The 16,829-nt window shown below is 67.6% G+C and carries 8 protein-coding genes and 1 pseudogene; 6 read left to right on the forward strand and 3 right to left on the reverse strand.

Annotated features, from left to right (window positions below):
- Positions 1-17 precede the first annotated feature (17 nt).
- From FCI23_RS21790 to FCI23_RS21815, 6 genes and pseudogenes are all read left to right on the forward strand, one after another.
- A complete protein-coding gene (locus FCI23_RS21790) occupies positions 18-1,373 on the forward strand; it encodes an aminomethyltransferase family protein (RefSeq protein ID WP_136725620.1) in 1,356 nt (451 codons plus the stop codon).
- A 174-nt stretch (positions 1,374-1,547) separates the two neighbouring features.
- Positions 1,548-2,360 carry a dihydropteroate synthase gene (gene folP / locus FCI23_RS21795; protein WP_246143904.1) on the forward strand — a complete coding sequence of 271 codons (813 nt, stop codon included), beginning with the start codon at positions 1,548-1,550 and terminating at the stop codon, positions 2,358-2,360.
- Positions 2,361-2,573: 213 nt separating this feature from the next.
- Positions 2,574-5,342 carry an FUSC family protein gene (locus FCI23_RS21800; RefSeq protein WP_169316882.1) on the forward strand — a complete coding sequence of 923 codons (2,769 nt, stop codon included), beginning with the start codon at positions 2,574-2,576 and terminating at the stop codon, positions 5,340-5,342.
- 285 nt (positions 5,343-5,627) lie between these two features.
- Positions 5,628-5,762: a hypothetical protein gene (locus tag FCI23_RS62410; protein ID WP_265737760.1), complete on the forward strand. Its 135-nt coding sequence runs from the start codon at positions 5,628-5,630 to the stop codon at positions 5,760-5,762.
- Positions 5,763-5,768: 6 nt separating this feature from the next.
- A complete protein-coding gene (folE, locus tag FCI23_RS21810) occupies positions 5,769-6,440 on the forward strand; it encodes a GTP cyclohydrolase I (protein WP_211265429.1) in 672 nt (223 codons plus the stop codon).
- 299 nt (positions 6,441-6,739) lie between these two features.
- A pseudogene (locus tag FCI23_RS21815) lies at positions 6,740-6,994 on the forward strand (transposase); the annotation flags it as partial.
- Positions 6,995-8,084: 1,090 nt separating this feature from the next.
- Here the strand turns inward: FCI23_RS21815 and FCI23_RS21820 are convergent.
- The 3 genes from FCI23_RS21820 to FCI23_RS21830 form a co-directional block, all read right to left on the reverse strand.
- The gene (locus FCI23_RS21820; protein WP_136725623.1) at positions 8,085-10,166 is read right to left on the reverse strand and encodes an AAA family ATPase; all 2,082 of its coding nucleotides are present in this window, start codon (positions 10,164-10,166) and stop codon (positions 8,085-8,087) included.
- 380 nt (positions 10,167-10,546) lie between these two features.
- On the reverse strand, positions 10,547-11,473 hold the full coding sequence (locus FCI23_RS21825; protein ID WP_169316883.1) for a DUF4238 domain-containing protein: 927 nt from the start codon (positions 11,471-11,473) through the stop codon (positions 10,547-10,549).
- Between the two features lie 137 nt (positions 11,474-11,610).
- Positions 11,611-16,806: an NACHT domain-containing protein gene (locus FCI23_RS21830; protein WP_136725625.1), complete on the reverse strand. Its 5,196-nt coding sequence runs from the start codon at positions 16,804-16,806 to the stop codon at positions 11,611-11,613.
- Positions 16,807-16,829: the final 23 nt, after the last annotated feature.

A 16,829-nucleotide genomic window follows, 5' to 3' on the forward strand; every position in this document is an offset into this window, starting at 1 on the left:
AAAGAGAGGTAAGCAACATGTCCAGCGAAAGCCTTGAGTCCAAGATCCAGCGGTCCGGAAATCCGGCGCACATGCTCCGCAACGCGCCGACCGGGGCGTTTCCGTTTCCGATCCCCAGCGAGTACAGCAACTGGCGCGACGAGCAGGAGTCGTGGAACACGACGGCGGTCCTGTTCGACCAGTCGTTCCACATGACCGACATCTACTTCGAGGGGCCCGACCTGGGCAGGTTCCTGTCCGATGTCGCAGTGAACAGCTTCCGCACCTTCGGGAAGAACAAGGCCAAGCAGCTGATCGTCTGCAATGACGACGGCCGGCTGATCGGCGACGCGATCCTGTTCGGCCTGGAAGACGACAAGGTCAGCCTGGTCGGAACGCCGAGCGCGCCCAACTGGGTGGCGTACCAGGCCGAAACCGGCGGATACGACGTCAAGGTCACCCGAGACGAGCGGACCGTTGAGAACAAGGGCAAGCGTCTGATCTACCGCTACCAGCTCCAGGGACCCGATGCCCTCAAGATCGTCGAGAAGGCGCAGGGCGGCCCGGTCGATCGCATCAAGTTCTTCAACATCGGCGAGTTCACCATCGCTGGTCGCCCGGTGCGGGCCCTGAACCACACCATGGTCGGAATCCCCGGACAGGAGATGACCGGGCTGGAGATGTTCGGCCCGGCCGACGACGGTCCGGCCGTGCTGGAGGCGCTCCTGGAGGCCGGTACCGAATTCGGCCTCCGCCAGGGCGGCGCCCTCGCGTACTCGACGACCGCGGTGGAATCGGGCTGGATCGGCACGTTCGTTCCGGCGATCTACACGGGTGAGCGGATGAAGCCGTACCGGGAGTGGCTGCGCGCCGGGAGCTACGAAGGAGTCGCCTCGCTGGGCGGGAGCTTCGCCTCCGACGACATCGAAGACTACTACGTCACGCCGTGGGACCTCGGGTACGGCCACGTGATCAAGTTCGACCACGACTTCATCGGCCGGGCCGCACTGGAGGAACTCGCCGACCAGCCGCACCGCAGGAAGGTGTGGCTGCGCTGGAACGACGACGATGTCGCCCGTGTCATCGCCAGCAGCCTCTTCGGCGGCAGGGACCGAGCCAAGTACATGAGCACGCCCGCCGCCGGCTATGCGACCTTCCAGCACGACAAGGTGCTTATCGGTGACCGGCTGGTCGGGGCGACGTTCCGGAACGCCTACACCGTCAACATCGGCGGCTGGGCCTCGCTGGCGACGATCGACGAGGCCGACGCCCAGGACGGGGCCGAAGTCACCGTCATATGGGGAGAAGACAACGGCGGAACCGAGAAGCCCGGTGTCGAGCGGCACGTGCAGACACCGATCCGGGCCACCATCAGCACTACTCCCCTCGTGTGATGCCCCTCTGCGGGCGGCACTGAAGTCGAACAGGATGGTGACACAGCGATGACCGCGACCCGGATCGGAACCGGCGTGCCCTGGCACCGCCAGCGGGCACTGACCGACCCTGTTACCGGCACGTCGGTATCCGGTCGGGTCGCGGGGCTCCCCGCGCGCGAGCGTTGCCTGGTCATGGGAATCCTGAACGTGACCCCCGACTCGTTCTCCGACGGCGGAGACTACGTGGCGACCGCGCGGGCGGTGGATCGCGGTCTCGCTCTCGCCGCGGCCGGGGCCGACATCGTGGACGTGGGGGGTGAGTCCACCCGCCCTGGAGCGCATCGGGTCCCGCTCGACGTCGAACTGAGCCGGACGGTGCCGGTCGTGCGCGAACTGGCGGGCTCCGGGGTGATCGTGAGTATCGACACCATGCGCTCCGAGGTCGCCCGCGCGGCCCTGAAGGCGGGAGCGCGTGCCGTGAACGATGTCAGCGGCGGGCTTGCCGACCCTGCTATGGCCGCATCAGTGGCGCGGGCCGGGGTGCCCTACATCGCCATGCACTGGCGCGGACCGAGCAGGACGATGCAGCAGCGTGAGGTCTACCGGGACGTCGTCACCGAGGTCAGAGCGGAACTCGACCAGCGGTTGCACGCCTTGGTCGACGCCGGTATCGCGGCCGAGCGCATCATTCTCGACCCTGGACTCGGTTTCGCGAAGAACAGCGCGCACAACTGGGAGCTGCTACGTCGTCTCGACGAGCTGTCCTCACTGGGCCGCCCGCTCCTCGTCGGAGCCTCCCGCAAGTCCTTCCTGGGCGCGCTGCTCGCAACGGACGGGAGCCCGGCCCCGCCACGCGCGCGGGATGCGGCCACCGCGGCGGTTTCGGCTCTCGCCGCCGCGGCCGGCGCCTACTGTGTCCGGGTGCATGAGGTGGCCGAGACGCTCGACGCCGTCCGGGTCGCCGCCGCGTGGACACGGCATGAGCGGATGGCAACGGGCCATTGAGGCCGCCTGCCGCCGGCGCCCGACCGGGTGATGCTCGACAGGAGAACCCGAGTCCGTTTCGACGACGGACGGGAACTGCTGGACCAGGCGCGGCACCGGATGGCCGCGGTGCGGCTCGACGGGCTCCGGGCGTACGTCGACGATCCGGAACACACCTGGCGGTCCCTCGAGAAACCGCCTGCACCTTCTGAACGTCCTTTAATCGGAGATCAGTTGACCACGTCACCCACCGCCTCCTCGGCATCGACCGCAACCGAGCAGGTACCCGCCGCGGCTTCGCATCCGCCCTCGCACCGGCGCCCACCGACGTTCCACCGGGTCGGCGGGCCGCGACGCTGCTGGGACTGGGTGCTCGCCGGGGATCCCGGGCTCGGCCACCTGCAGGCGGGATGGTCCTCGCTGGTTTCCATGACCGTCTACCTCGCCGTGGGCTACGGCATGTCCAACGCCCTGGGCGTCCCGGCCATGCTGGGGATGCTGGTCTGCGGCCTGATGGGCATGGTGAGCTCCTTCGCGGTCGCCGGGAGCACTCCGCTGCGGCTGGCGCGGGCGATCCTGTGCTTGGCGATCCCGTATGCGGCCATGCTCCCGCTTGCCTCGTGGCTGCACCCGGACCGGCCACTCGAGCTCTGCCTCAACGTGTTCACGGTGGCGCTCGGCAACTTCCTGATCCGGTTCGGGCCCATCGGAATGCTGATCGGCATAGCGATGTTCAGCGGCTTTTCGGTTGGCGTGACGGCCGACATCCCGCTCGAGGACTGCGGCCCGCTCTTCGTCATCGCTGTCGTCGCGTCCGTCGCGGTGCTGGCCGCCCGCCTACTGCTGTGCTACCCCAGGCCCCGCAAGGATCTGCTGCGCACCCAGCGCGCCTTCGTCGTCCAGGCGCGCCGGGTCGTGAACGCCGCCGCGACCGCGCTGGACCCGGATGCCGGCCAGGCCATCGCGATCAGGCGGATCAGCCGTGCACTGCACCGGCTGAACGTCACCACCGTCACCATCGACGGGCACCTCGCCCGGCCCGAGGTCGCCGCCGATCCGCACCTGGCCGAGCTGCTGCACCAGTACCTCTTCGACGCCGAACTCGCCCTGCAGGGCATCGGCAAGGCGGTGCAGCAGATAGCCGGCCGCCCGGTTCCGGCCAAGCTTCGCGAGGCTATGGCCGTCGCACTGGTCATCGCCCGGGACACCCACCTGGGGCAGCTCGACGCGCTTGGCCCGGCCGCCGAGCTGATCCGGCAGCAGACCACCGCCATGCCCGACGGTGCGACCGTCAACGAAGACGAGGTCCGAGCGCTGGCACGGCGCGTCGCCGACCTGCTGGACGTGCTCGCCGACGCCCTCGCCCACTGGCTGAACCTCGGCTGGAGCTCGCCCACGACGCAGGCCAAGGTGTCCTTCCAGCCCACTGTCGCGCTAGAACGTAACCGGCCGGCCGGAACCGGGCCGGCCGCCCGGCGGGTAGGCGCCGCCCAGGGCGGCAGCGGCTGGCGGCGGGCCGTCCCCTACTGGCGTTTGACCCTGCATGCCGGGGCCGCCGCCGCGATCGTCTGCCCGATCGCCGACGCCATCAACCCATCCCGCTACTTCTGGGCCCTGATCGGCGTGATGATCACCTTCGGCGGGACCAACACCACCCACGAGCGCCTGCGCAAGCTCGCGCACCGCATGGTGGGCACCGTCGCCGGCGCGGTCATCGGGATCGCCCTGCTGCACCTGATCGGCCCCGGCCACATCTACTGGACCCTGGCAGTCATCGTGGCCGCAATCGCCTTCGGGGCGTGGGGCTTCCAGCGCCGGTACGCCTACTGGCTCACCGGCCTGGTCGCCGCGCTGGTGCAGACGTACGGCCTGACCACGCCGTACCGCGACATGGACTGGCTCCTGACCCAGCGCCTGATGGACAACGCGCTGGGCATCCTGGTGGCCACCGCATGCGCGGCGCTCATCTTTCCGGTGCCGACCCGCAAGGTCGCCCGCGAGGCACAGCGCGGCTACCTCTCCGCGCTGGAGCACTTGGTCGGCCAGGTGGCGGTGCGCTGGAAGGAACCCGACGCCCCGGTGCGCCTGCGCGGCGCGGCGCGCGGCGTGGACGCCGCCCTGCTACAGGTACAGAGCGCGGTCCTGCCGCTGGTGCGGATGCCGCTCGCAATCCGCGGGCGCAGCGGCGAGAACCTGCTGGCACTGCTCGGCACCGCCACGCAGCACGCGCACGAGCTGGCCGCGGCGGCGGACATCGACATCGACCTCGCTCCGCACCTGCGTACCCGGGTAGACCACATCACCGAGGTGTTCGCCTCCTCCCTGCACGCCCTGGACCGACAGATCGCGACGGGTGAGCGAGACGGCACCTGGATACGGGTCAGCCCGGTGATCCACGAACTGGAATCGGTCCTGAGCGGCCCCCCCGGTCAGCGGGCTGACCGCCTGCATGTCGCACTGCGCGAGCTCGCCGCGCTGGAGGAGGTACTCGCCAGCATCGCGGACACCCGCGGCCTGACCATCATCGCCGCCCCGCCCGCTGCGGTGCCTGTGGCGGACGGCGCTACCACCAGCCCGGTCCCGGCCGGCGTGCCGAGCGCGCCTCCTGCCGTCAGCCGTGACGCCGCGTCAGCCCCCGCCGGTTCCACCATAGGCGCGTCCGCGGGCAATAAGGCGGCCCGTCCCCTCGCGTCCGCCGCTGCGGCCGAAGAACCGTTCCGCGGTGCGGCAGGCAACGCAGGAGCCGTGACCCTCACCGGCTCGCTGCGCTGCCCGGAGCATCCGCGCGGCTGCGAGGCGTGGATCGTCGTGGTGACCAGCCAGGGCGAGCGCCGGGCGCTGGCGCAGGTAGCCGGCGGCCGGTACCAGGTCACCGGGCTGACGCCCGGCACGTACACCCTGATCGTGATCAGCACGGCGCACGCGCCGAACGCCCAGTCCCTGCTGGTGCGCCCAGCAGACGGGGAAATACGGCGCGACATCGTCCTGCCGTCCGCCTCCTGACCGACACGTGGCCGGGGCCGCAGCAACGCTGAGAGAGACACGAGATGTTCCCACTGATGGCTCGCTCCACCTGCACGGACCAGGAAGCGACCGCCGCGTTCAACGAACTCGTTGCGCGGACGGGCGAGCAGATCAAGGCGCATGAGCCCGGGAAAACCCATCTGCACCGTGCACCGGGTCGACGGCCGTTGCTGCAGCGGAACTTCGACGGCTGTACCGGGACCACAGTTCAGTGGCGTGATTCGCCGGAGCGCTTCGGGCCGTGGCAAACGGTCTACGGCCGCGATGATGCCCGAGGCACGCACCACCAAAGCGGTGCTGGGCCACAGCCACCTACTCGCCGCCCCCGCCCTGACCCGCGACTACAACCTGTCCACCCGCCCGCACGTACTGTTGCGGGCTGATCAACGGAGACGATGACCCCCCGTGACCACAATCACCTCACTCGACCCTCAGCCGGGGGATCCGCTCGACCCCAAGCACGGCGGCGAGCTCAATGGCCAAGCCGGCATTGACCTCGACCTGGCCGCCCGCCACGCCCGCGCCATGCTCGCCTGTCTGGGCATCGCCTGCGAGGACGAACACACGATCCGCACCCCCGAGCGGTTTGTGCGCGCGATGGCCGAGATGACCGCGGGACGCCACCGCGACCCCCACCGGTTCCTTGATGTCACCTTCCCCGCCGAGCCCACCGACCCCGGCATGATCGTGGTAACCGGTGTCCGTTTCGTCTCGCTCTGCCAACACCACCTACTGCCTTGGGCGGGCACAGCCAGCGTGGCCTACATACCCGCTCCCGGCGCCCGCATCGTCGGATTGTCGAAACTGGCCCGCCTGGTCAAAGAATTCGCCGCCCGCCCCCAAATCCAAGAACGACTCGGCCAGCAGATCGTGCACGCGATCGACACCAAGCTCAGCACCATCGGCGCAGCCTGTGTGATCCGCGCCTCGCACTCATGCATGAACCTGCGTGGCGCCCACGCCCAGGGCGCCCACATGGTCACCACCCACGTGCTCGGGGCATTTCACGACGATCCAACCGTCCGCGCAGAATTCCTGTCCCTGACCCCGACTACCCAACTCGACCACAACTGGTAGCGATGACCGGCCTGGAAGCGATCCTGGCCGACAACAAGCCGGTGTCCGGTGTCCTCGCCTCGATCTCGCTGGGCACCCTCGGACTTCCTGGCTACCAAAACCGCCCGTCACACCGGCAACGTACTCGGTGGATTCGTCACCTACGCCGCAATGGTGAATTGCCGGTGTATGGGTCTGTACGGTCATCGGTGTAACTCCCGATCATGGAAGTAGCACCTGATGAGCGACATGTCTGTCTCCGTTGAGACGGTTGAAGAGGTTCGGCCGGTCGAGCTGTAGGCGGACCTGCTGGACGACCAGTGATCGGGCAGCTGGTCGATCGTGCCCGCGCCGGCGGCCTGCAGTTGACCGGCGAGGACGGGCTGCTCCAGCAGCTGACCAAGCGCATGCTGGAGTCCGCCCTGGAGGGCGAGATCACCGACCACCTCGGCTACGAGAAGCACGACCCGGCCGGTGCGGGCAGTGGGAACTCCCGCAACGGCATCCGCGCCAAGACCGTGCTGACCGAGGCCGGTCCGGTCGGGATCGAGGTGCCCAGGGACCGCGACGGCAGCACGCCGACGTTGAACAGACTGGTGGCCTTGGTGTGCCGGAACCGGTGGGTGCGGTTGAAGTCCACCAGCCTCCCGGCGCTGTCGCGGATGCCGAGGCGACGGGCGAACTTGGAGAGCGTCTGGTGGACGCTCTCCACGGGGTAGGGCTTGTCGGCGTGACGGTTCATCTTGTGCGCCAGGAACAGGTACTTCGGCCTGACTCCCGCTGCCCAGCGGGGTCCGAGGTGGGCATCGGCCCACTGGTACTGCGCATCCTCGACGCCGCGCAACAAAGGGAGTAAGCAGCAAGGGCGCCGATCACGTGCAATAACCCAATTCTTGCGGGCCGAAGCCAGAAGTTCGTCTTGCCGACGGCCAGTTCGCACCTTGCCTCGCGGTGCCCGCCAGCAACAGCCCGACCGACGGGCAGATCGTCGTGCTCGGGCAAGAACGCTGGCCATTGACTCTGGTTCCGACCTCTGGCGGCGGAGGGCCTTTTGCGGCGCGCAGACGTATGGCCCTCCATTCGGTGCAGCCTAGTCTCGGCGAGTCACGCCAGGTGATTGTCGGAACTCGACAACATCTCAGCCCGCGCGGCGTGAGCCCTGGCAGTACCGCTGCACGCTCGCTGCACGTTTGGCCACCGGATGGCCACCGGACCTTCCCTCAGAGCGGAGACGGGAAGGCGAACGGTGACAAAGCCACAGGTCAGAGCGTTGCGCCAGGTAATGGCTGCTGACGGCTAACCGCAGACCTACGCATTGCGATGCGCAGACTACGAGTGTCCGATTAGCCCTAATTCCAAGGTCAACGGAAACAAGAAACCCCAGGTCAGAGGACTGACCCGGAGTTCACCATGGAGCCGCCTTCGGGATTCGAACCCGAGACCTACGCATTACGAGACCGTGAGCGTTCGTGTTATGTGGTGCTGGGTCATGCTTCCTGGTGCTGTTCTGCCTGATCAGAGCATGTACGGCTGGTTGACCGATACTGCCTCGTGCTGCACCGTCCAAAGGCGTCCGGCCACCGGCTGGCCACCGGAGGCGCCGAAGGCCTCGCTCATCGAGATTGTCGTCCTCCAACAAGGGGCGGTCATGCCGGTGTCTGTGGGTCACTGAGCCTGTGGCGTGTCGGTTCGGGTTGTGAGGTGGCACCGGATCTGCTGGTAGAGGTCGGCTATCTCTTGGGGTATTTCGGGGTGGGCGGCGGCGAAGGCGGTACCGATGCGTGGCTTGCTCTTGCGGTGGATGTCGCGGGTCCGTTCCAGCAGGTTTTCGTCGATGCGTTCCAGGAAGGCCTCGAACTCGCCGGACTTGCCTGGGTCCCCGCCGAAGGTATCGGCGACGGTGAAGACGCCGGTGCGGTTCCAGTACTCCCGCCAGACCTGGAAGGCGTCGTCATCGTCGGGGCGCCTGTCGGGGGGTGCCAGCCGGAGCTTGCCGAGCTGTTTGCTGAGCCCGCTGGCCGGCCCGAATGCGGGACCGTCGGCCACAGCCGCCCAGGGGATCTGGAACGCTTCCAGGTAGTTGATGTAGCCACCGAAGTTGTTGTCGCCGCCAACGTCGACCAGGGCGATGTTGGCACCCTGCGGATCACCGAGTCCAGCCGCACCGTCCTGCCACCAGTGCCCGAGCGCGCCGAGCTCGGTTGAGCCTTCGCACAAGATGACCGCGGAGGCGAACAGCAGCGCCCGCACGTCGGTCAGCAGCAGGTTCTGCAGCCACTCACCGAGCCGCCCTTTGTTCTGCGCGGGAAGAGTGGCGACCCGGGTGCCGTCGGGGTGTGGAGTGAGCCGGACGACATGATCCAGGTCATCGATGCTGGAGCACGGGATCAGGTCCGGACTGTGGGTGATGACGATGCCGTGGACATCGGCAAGGCGGCGGGCCAGACGCCGCTGCATCGTGGGGTGCAGGTTCACCGCGGGCTCGTCCAGCACGACGACCCGCCCCGGTTCGCCGGCGAGCAGAGTGGCCAGCAGGAGCGCCTCCTGGATTCCGGCGCCCGCGAACTGGGCGATACGGGCCTGGTCGGCTTCTCCGACGAGGATGTCGACGGCGACAGTGGAGTCGTCCGCCGGCAAACTGCGCAGGTACAGGGACAGCCCAGTGATGCCAGTGAAGATCCCCCTGGCCTGTTCGAAGCGCTGTTGCTCGTCTGGGTCTCCATTCTTCAGCCGGAACAGCTCGGCGGCCACGCCACTGCCGTCGCGCAGATCAACCGGCGCGCCCAGGGCTGCTAGCGGGAAATGCCGCGCCAGCGGCAGTCGGCGGTTGTCGGTGAGGACCAGCCCGCGGCGCAGCACCTCGGCCAGCACAGTTCGGAATTCGAAGCGGACTTTGGGCTGCTGCTGCTCGTGACCCAGTGCCCGGGCGAGCATGCCCAGACTCACCGGCTGCCGAGCACTGCCGTTCGTCAGGGGTTGAACCTGCATGACGAACGCGACCATCTGATCGAGAGTGTCGAGCATGCGACCGAAGTCGACTGCAGAGGGCTGCGGCTTGCCCGCTCTCTCCGACATCTCCTCGCGCAGGAAGGACCTCAGCACGGCGACACCGCCGGTCGTGTCTGCGTCCGGTGTGTGTCCCAGGGGCGGCACCGTGGTGCGGAAGTGATTCACAAGGCCGTCCATCCACGGGAAGATGTGGCCTCGCTGAAGCCGGTTCCTGCCCGGCCCGTCGACCAGGAGTTGGAAGTCCTCATTGGCGTGGCGGAAGTTCCAGGCGGCCCACCACCGTTCGGGCTGCCGGGCGTTGTAGGCGACACACAATGTTCCCCTCAGCAGGGAACGCACGGAGTCCGCAGCCACTCCCAACTCTGTAAAGAGCGCCAAGACAGCCGCCCGCGGGCTTGGATCGCCGGGGGAAACGTCCTCAAGAGCTGCGGAGGCGACGGCCGCTTCGACGAACCACCGCACCAGGTCTTCCTCCCAGGGCTGGTCGAGCTCGATGTCCAGACTGACGGCGTAGGTGTCGGCCCCGAGCCGGCCCGCCTGCTGAAACACCTCCAGCGGATCCGCGTCTGCGCCGCGCAGCCCGCGCTCCAGAACAAGCAGAGGTAGCGCCACAGCCGACGCCAGGTTCGACTTCCCGGCACCGTTCGGTCCGGTCACGATGGTCGTCCCCGGCCGCAGCGACAGGGCAAGCGAGGCGAAGGAGAGGAAGTCCTCGGCGGCTATTGAGTGAATCTTCATGGAAAGAGAGCCGTTCCTCGCCAGTCAGTCAGTGGTGAACACGTCGGTCTGCATCGCCTCAGGATCATTTCAGACGAACTGTTGTCGCACAGGCTCCTGAGCAACGGCTACTGTCCTCGGCGGGAGTGCTCACGTGCGACTGGCCCGAGCCCGGCGCCCACGCGCCGACGGGGTTACCGGGCCGAGCCGGGCCGTTTGCACTGCGACAGCCGTACGGCGCACGCGCGGGCCTGGCAGGAGTCTCGGTGGTGGGCCGCAGCGCGGCTACTGATTGGGTGACGACGGTGGGCTCAGGAACGTTCGCAACGCACGAGGCTCCTGCGTCATCCAGCGCGCCAAGGCCCGTCCCAGTCGGGCGCGTTCCGCCGGGACAGTAAACATCACCCCTGTACTTGTGTTGACGGTCGCTCCCGTGCAGCCTGGGTGACGAAGGCTTCCAGGCCGCTGCAGGGGTGCATGTAGACGTAGCGTCTGGCGGCGTAGACCTGCACGGTGTTGAGCGCCTCGACTTCGGCTGCGGACAGGGTGCCCGCCCTGTTGCGCGGGCCGAGGGCCACCAGATGCTGCGGGCCGATCGGCAGTACCATTGAGGTGGCATCCCCGAAGGGCATCCCCCATTCCGTGACCCCACTGCTCTGGTTCAGGGTCACCGCGGGGTTGTCGCCGATAAGGAACTTGCCCGATGCGGGTGTGTGGATCTCCACCTGCCAGGTCGACGCCTGGGCCTGCACCTTGCGGAAGGTGCTCTCGACGCTGGTGCGGAAAAGCTTCCCACTCTCGTGGTCCCGCACCGTCTGCGAGCGGTCGATGAGCAGTTCGGCGTAGGCGCCTAGGGTCCTGCGGCCGGTCAGGTGCAGTCCGGTCTCGCGTAGCGCCTCATGGTGCAGTTGCTTTCCATAGATCTGGACCAGCGAGCTACGCAGTTCGGCTCGAACCTTCGCGAACGCGCTTACGTGCACCTCTCGGTAGTGAAGGGAGCGGACGAAGTGCAGTACGACCAGGTCACGGAGCACCGAGGCATGGTCCGGGTCCGCGAACGGAACTCCCGCGTGCACCGCAGCGAGCGCCGCGGGCACCTTCCGCTCGATCGAGCCCCACAGGTCCTCTGCGGCCTCGGAGTCGAAGGCGACGAAGTCCTCGACCCAGCCGCACGCCCGCGTCGTTTGCAGCTTATGCCGACGCTCCGGATAACGAAGGTCGAACGGGAGCAGTCGGCAGCCGCTGCCCCTTGGCCCGGGCTCGGTGAACGCTTTAAGGATCACCTGGGACACAAGGTGCTGCCGCGACGTCTGCTGAACCGCTCCCACTCTCCCAATTCTGCCCGAGCCATCTCAATCTCACAGAGCGCCGAGAATTTCAGTGACCCGAGTGAGCCTACGCAGCGGCTGCCCTTCGCGACGCGTGAGCGGCTCGAAACCCTACGAATCAGCGCGATGCGCTGGGCTCACCGAGCGGCATCGAGGAGGTCGAGGACGGCAAGTCTGATCGGCCGGGGTGTCATCAGGGGATTGTCGTGCAAGACGCTGTCGCTGTCGGCGAGCGGCGCCAGGGCTGCGGCTACGTCGGCGGGCAGCCCGGTCGCGGTGCCCAGGATGCCGGCCAGGAGAATCTGGTGGTGGGCTCGCTGGCTGGACGCAGCGGTGTAGGTGTGACCGTCGAAGTCCCATGCGGCAGTGCTGGTGTTCATGGCGTCGGGGCTGGTGATGGCGGCGATCACGGCTTCCTCAGCCTCGAGGTCACGGCGGATGCGGTGGGCGGTGGCGTCGACAAGATGCGGGCCAGCAAAGGTGACGCCGCGGCGCTGTAGCCGCTCGGCGATGCGCAGCGCGAGGTGAGGCACGTGGGCGGCCGGGGCAAGACTGATCGTCACCTCAATGGCCTCGGGCCAAGTCCAATTGAGTCGATAGCCGCTGGCGAGGTCTTCTTGCAACTTGCGGTACAGACTGCGCGCGTGCGGGTCGTCGGGCGAGAGCCGGGCCAGGGCGATGCGACGCCAGCCGGTGACAGCCAGGTCGATGTCATCGTCGCTTATCAGCTGCGATGACGGTGCTCTGCGCCTTGGGTGAGTCAGAAGCTCCAGCAGTTCGCGTCGGTGGGCGTCAGCAGGACGGAGTCTGCTAGCCACGTGGAGGACGGGTTGGGGGTCGTTGTCAGCCTGAGCTGCCTGGACTGCATGGTTGAGCAGGCGCGGATCTTCCGGATTGGCACCGGCATACCAGGCGAATACCCCTTTTTCTCGAAGGAGTTCAGGGTCGTCGCGCACGGCATCGCTTAGGGCTCGGTCGAGATCTGGGTGGCGAGCGGCAACGGTCGCCAGCCGTGACCACACGTCAGTGAGGTCTAGGCTTTCGCGGCGCACTCGTCCGGCGAGACGCTCGACCAAGCGGTTGTCGCTCTGTTGTTGCAGCGCGGTCCAGTGAGTGGCGATCAGTTCGGTCAGTTGGGGGTCGTAGTCCGACACGAGATCGTCGAGTTCGATGGCGGCGGGACGGCCGTCGTAGCGTTCTACAACGCCTCCCAGCAGGGTGACATCGTCGAGCAGGAGCATGATCACCCAGGCAGTGCGGCGGCGGTCGTCACCCATCTCAACATCGTGGGCGAGCAGTTCCTGTCGGCACTCGGTACGCAGGCGCTGGAGTGCCTGTTGCTGGTGTGTTCGCTGCGTCGTGGCGGAATTGGGCAACAGCGCGGCATCAGTGTCGGGCGCCGTGGAGGAAGTCGGGGCGAGCGCGCGGGCGAGCGCTGTTACGGCGGCCCGGCGCACAGGGCCCGAGGTGTCGTGGCGCCAGTCCTTCGTCAGTTCGATCACGATATCGGCGTCGATGCCGCGCCGTGTGAGCTGCTGGGCGATCAGTGCGCGCAGGGCGGGTGGGAGGGGGTTGAGCAGGGCTGTCGCTTCGGCGACGATCTGTGCCGCTTCCGGACTGTCGAGCGGGCCGTAGCCGATGAGAACGGCGCCGGCCTCGGGAGAAGCCCCGTTCAGACACTGGTGGGCGTAGGCCAAGACCTCGGGGACTTCCGGCCACGCGCCGATGATCCAACCGCGCGCGGTGCCGAAGTCCTCGCTCGGCACCGCGTCAAGGCACAGGCTGGCAAGAGCGCGTGCATCGTGACGTTCCAGGGTGCGCTCGGCCTGAGCACGCTGGAAGGGGGAGGATTCACCGCGTGCGGCCTTCTTACAGTCGATCCAGAGGCTGCACAGGGCGGCGATGACGTGCTGGATGCCCTTCTGCGGGCGCTGCTGGATCAGCTCGACCAAGCGGTCGATGCCCTGCTCGGGTCCCAGGGCAGCCGCGACGACCTCCGTAAAAGGCACCGCGTCGTCAACAGGTCCGTTGATCTTGCGTAGCAGTGCTTCCCGCGCGGCAGGGTCGTCGCCGTAGTTGTGTTGCAGTGCCCGGGCCGCCGCGGCTGTGCCGAAGACGGCGTCGAGCGCGTTGATCAGGTGGTCGCGGACCTGGTCGGTCCTGGCCAGCCGGGCCAGGTTGGAGGGATCGTCCCCGAAGTGGGCGGATTCGCGTAGCAGGCGGGTCTGGGCGGCGTCGCGGATGGCGGGCTCATCCGCCCAGTCGGCAGGCGCCTGGGCCAGGGTGTAGGGGAAGTACTCGTCGGAGGCGATTTCGCGGGCCACCCACCTGACCGCCTTCGGGTCGTGCGGGAATGCGGTGAGCAGCACCCACCAGGCGAGTTCCCGTGACCCGGGGGTGCCGGGTCGGCCGGGGCTGCCCGACAGGATGCCGAAGCAGAGGTCGCGCACGGACTCGTCGCCCCGGGCCGCTTCGCTGACCATCTCCACTGTGGCACGGTCCCAGAAGTCCCCTGGGGAGTCCCGTTCCAGCAGGCTGAGCAACCGCTGGCGGTCGTTCTCATCCCAGGCGGGGGTTGTACCGCTGGTGGAAATATCGCGTTGCAGGGCCCGGTGCGCGCGCAGTGCGACGGCCCGGATGCCAATGGCACCCTGGCGCATGCCCCAGGAGACCATCGCCATCGTCCGGGGATGGTCGGGCCAGCCGGTAACCAGTGCTTCGAGGGCAGCGGCTTGGGTGCGGGCCTCGCTGCCCGAAGAAACTACCAAAGCTAGGGACTGTGCCACTTCCTCGGTGCTGCCCATGCGCTGGGCGAGAGCCTGGGCCGAGGCGTGCTTCACAGTGTGAGAGGGGTGTTCCAGAGCCCGCAGCAAGATCGCCTCGGTGTCCGGTGCGGCGATATTCGCGCGGCGCAGCGCCCAGTATGCGTTCGGGTCGTCGGTGGTGGCTATGGCTTTGCGGGCGAACCATGGGAGCAGGACTCGGCTGGCGGTCGTCTCGGTGAGGGCGCCCGTGAGGGCGGCGAGCAGGCGCGCCCTGTGGGGCATCCAGGGGTGGCGTTCGACGCGGTCGTACAGCACCCGGGCGAAGCGGGTGACGTCGCGGGGAAGCATGCGGACGCCAGCTTCTAGGGCTTCTGCGGCCAGTTCGTGACCGCCCATTTCCGCCTGTGAGTTCTCCGGTCCTGCACTGATGGCCGTCTGCAACAGATCGGCGACCTCACTTGGTCGTCCCTGGCCAGCCAGCAGGGCAAGCAGCACGTCGCGCCAGGAGCGGGAGCCCACCCTGGATCGGACGATGTCCTTCTGGTCGGCCAGGGGCAGGGTCGTCAAGTACTCGGCGGCAAGCTGCTCGGCGACGGCACGGTGGGCGAAGCCCAGGGTGTTGGCTCCCTGCGCGACCAGGATGCCGAGATCGCCTTCGGCTGTCTCCATGACCTGCGGGGCCAAGCGGCGGGCTTCCGCAGGGTCGTAGCCGAATAGGTCGTCATCGCACAGTGCCCGGACCACGCTTGTGCGCCACACGCGGGCGCTGGCGGCAGGTCCTGTCTCGGCCTGGCGCAGTTCGTACGCGACAGCGGCGAGAACCTGGCGGATCTCTCGCGATTCCAGCGCGTTGCCGGGTCGGCGCATGTCCCGTCGGCGAATTGCGGGGTGCTGCTCGACAAGGACGTCGACCAGCCGCCGGTAGGCTTCCATGCGTCGTGTGGGCAGCGGGCCACTCGACCACATCCCGGCCAGCATCAGAAGGAACAGCGGCACGGTAGCCAGTGCCTTCAGGTCGGCTACGGCCTTGACCTCGTCCAGGAAGCGGTCAGCGGTGTCTCTTTTGAGGCGTTGGGCGACCTGGCTTGGACCCCGAGGGTCTGCGGAGGTGGTCGGCTCGGCCGGCACGGCCCTGGCGAAAGCGGCCCGTGCCATGCTCTGCTGCTGAGCTTCAGACAGCGAGGCCAGGTTTCCCACCCGCCAGCCGGCCAGCGGCATCAGGCGGCGCAGGGCGTAAGGGCGGCTCGAAACGATGGCAGCGACGTTACGGCTGCGGACGAAGTTCTCAAGGAGGTTCAAGGCAGGGTGGGCGCTGTCCTCGTCGGTCCATTCGTCCAGGCCGTCAACGACCAGCAGCAGCCGATCGTCGGCCAGGGCCCGTGCCACCAGATCGTGCAGGTGCTGCGCGGAGTACCGTGAGAGCCAGGCCCGGACGGCAGACTCGATCGACCGTTCCGCGTCTTCTTTGAGGTATTCACAGAGAAATGAGAAGGGAAGCCACACCGGCAGGCTCGAGCCGAACTTACCCGCCAACGCTGGGGAACGGGGTGTCTCGTCCAGCAGGTCGGACACAACAAAGCGCAACAGTCTCGATTTGCCCGCACCGGGCCCGCCAGCCACGACCGACAGATCACCGGTGGCCAGCCACTCGTCGCAGGCTCTGCGAGTGACGTCCGCGCCGCCCAGGTCCTCCTCGACTCGGTTGAGCTGTAACATGCGGTCCACGGCGAGCACCTCGTCCCGGCCCTGCCAGAGTGTCTTTCTTCCGAAGGTCTTTTCCCCTTGGCGTGCCGAGTTCTCCTCCCCGTCTCTGTGGGGGCGGCGCCCGGCCGGGTGATCGTCCGTCTGACCCTGATAGTCCGCAGCGTCCCGACTGCTGCCGACCCGGGAGTCCTCGCCGCTGTCGGTGATGTCCAGCATGATGTACTCAAGCGGTGCAGGAGCGTGTGTGGACGTCGCCGGGTTGAGGAGCATTGCCCCGGTGTCCTGCAAAGCGAAAGATGCTCGGTAGAGGCTGCGCAGGCGGGTGCGCAGTTCAGTCACGTCCCGACCAGGCAGCCTGTCTGTCAGTGCCTCCGCTGCCTCGGGGCCGCAGTACCGGGCGACCCAGGAACGGCCGAAGAAGTCGTCGACGACCTCAGGCAGTTGTCGCAGTTGTTCGCTGACCGACTCTTGTCCCCAGCGCTCGAACTGGATCCCATTCCGCTCCAGCCTGTCCGCCTGGCGGTTGAGCTCCTCGGCCAGCTTGATGGGTCGCAGGGCGTGAGTGGTGGCATAGATGAAGACTTCCGAGCGTTCGGCCCAGGAACCTCTCAGGAACTTATCGACCGCCTGGACGATTTTCGCCGCGCTCAGCGTCTTCACGTGCTTCGACTGCAGGGTCGTGTAGCGGCGCTCTGGATCTGTCAGGGAACACGCTTCTGTCTCACGGGTGTTGCGGACGAACAGATCAATGCCTTCTTGGCCCTGCCCTGGCGTGCCGTACAGCTCGGCGTGCTCGGCCCGGCCGTTGCGTTCCGCAAGTCGCAGGAACAGGCGTTCCACGTCCGACCACGGAAGCTGGTCCAAGGGCAGATAGTCGACCTTTGTGA

Origin of the sequence: Actinacidiphila oryziradicis, from assembly GCF_005047355.1 — a bacterium.
GTDB classification, from domain to species: Bacteria; Actinomycetota; Actinomycetes; order Streptomycetales; family Streptomycetaceae; genus Actinacidiphila; species Actinacidiphila oryziradicis.

Excerpts from the sequence above, each read along its gene's own strand:
- folP (WP_246143904.1), top strand. The coding sequence starts at position 1,548 with ATGGGAATCCTGAACGTGACCCCCGACTCGTTCTCCGACGGCGGAGAC.
- FCI23_RS21790 (WP_136725620.1), top strand. The coding sequence starts at position 18 with ATGTCCAGCGAAAGCCTTGAGTCCAAGATCCAGCGGTCCGGAAATCCG.
- FCI23_RS21820 (WP_136725623.1), bottom strand. The coding sequence starts at position 10,166 with ATGAAGATTCACTCAATAGCCGCCGAGGACTTCCTCTCCTTCGCCTCG.
- FCI23_RS62410 (WP_265737760.1), top strand. The coding sequence starts at position 5,628 with ATGATGCCCGAGGCACGCACCACCAAAGCGGTGCTGGGCCACAGCCAC.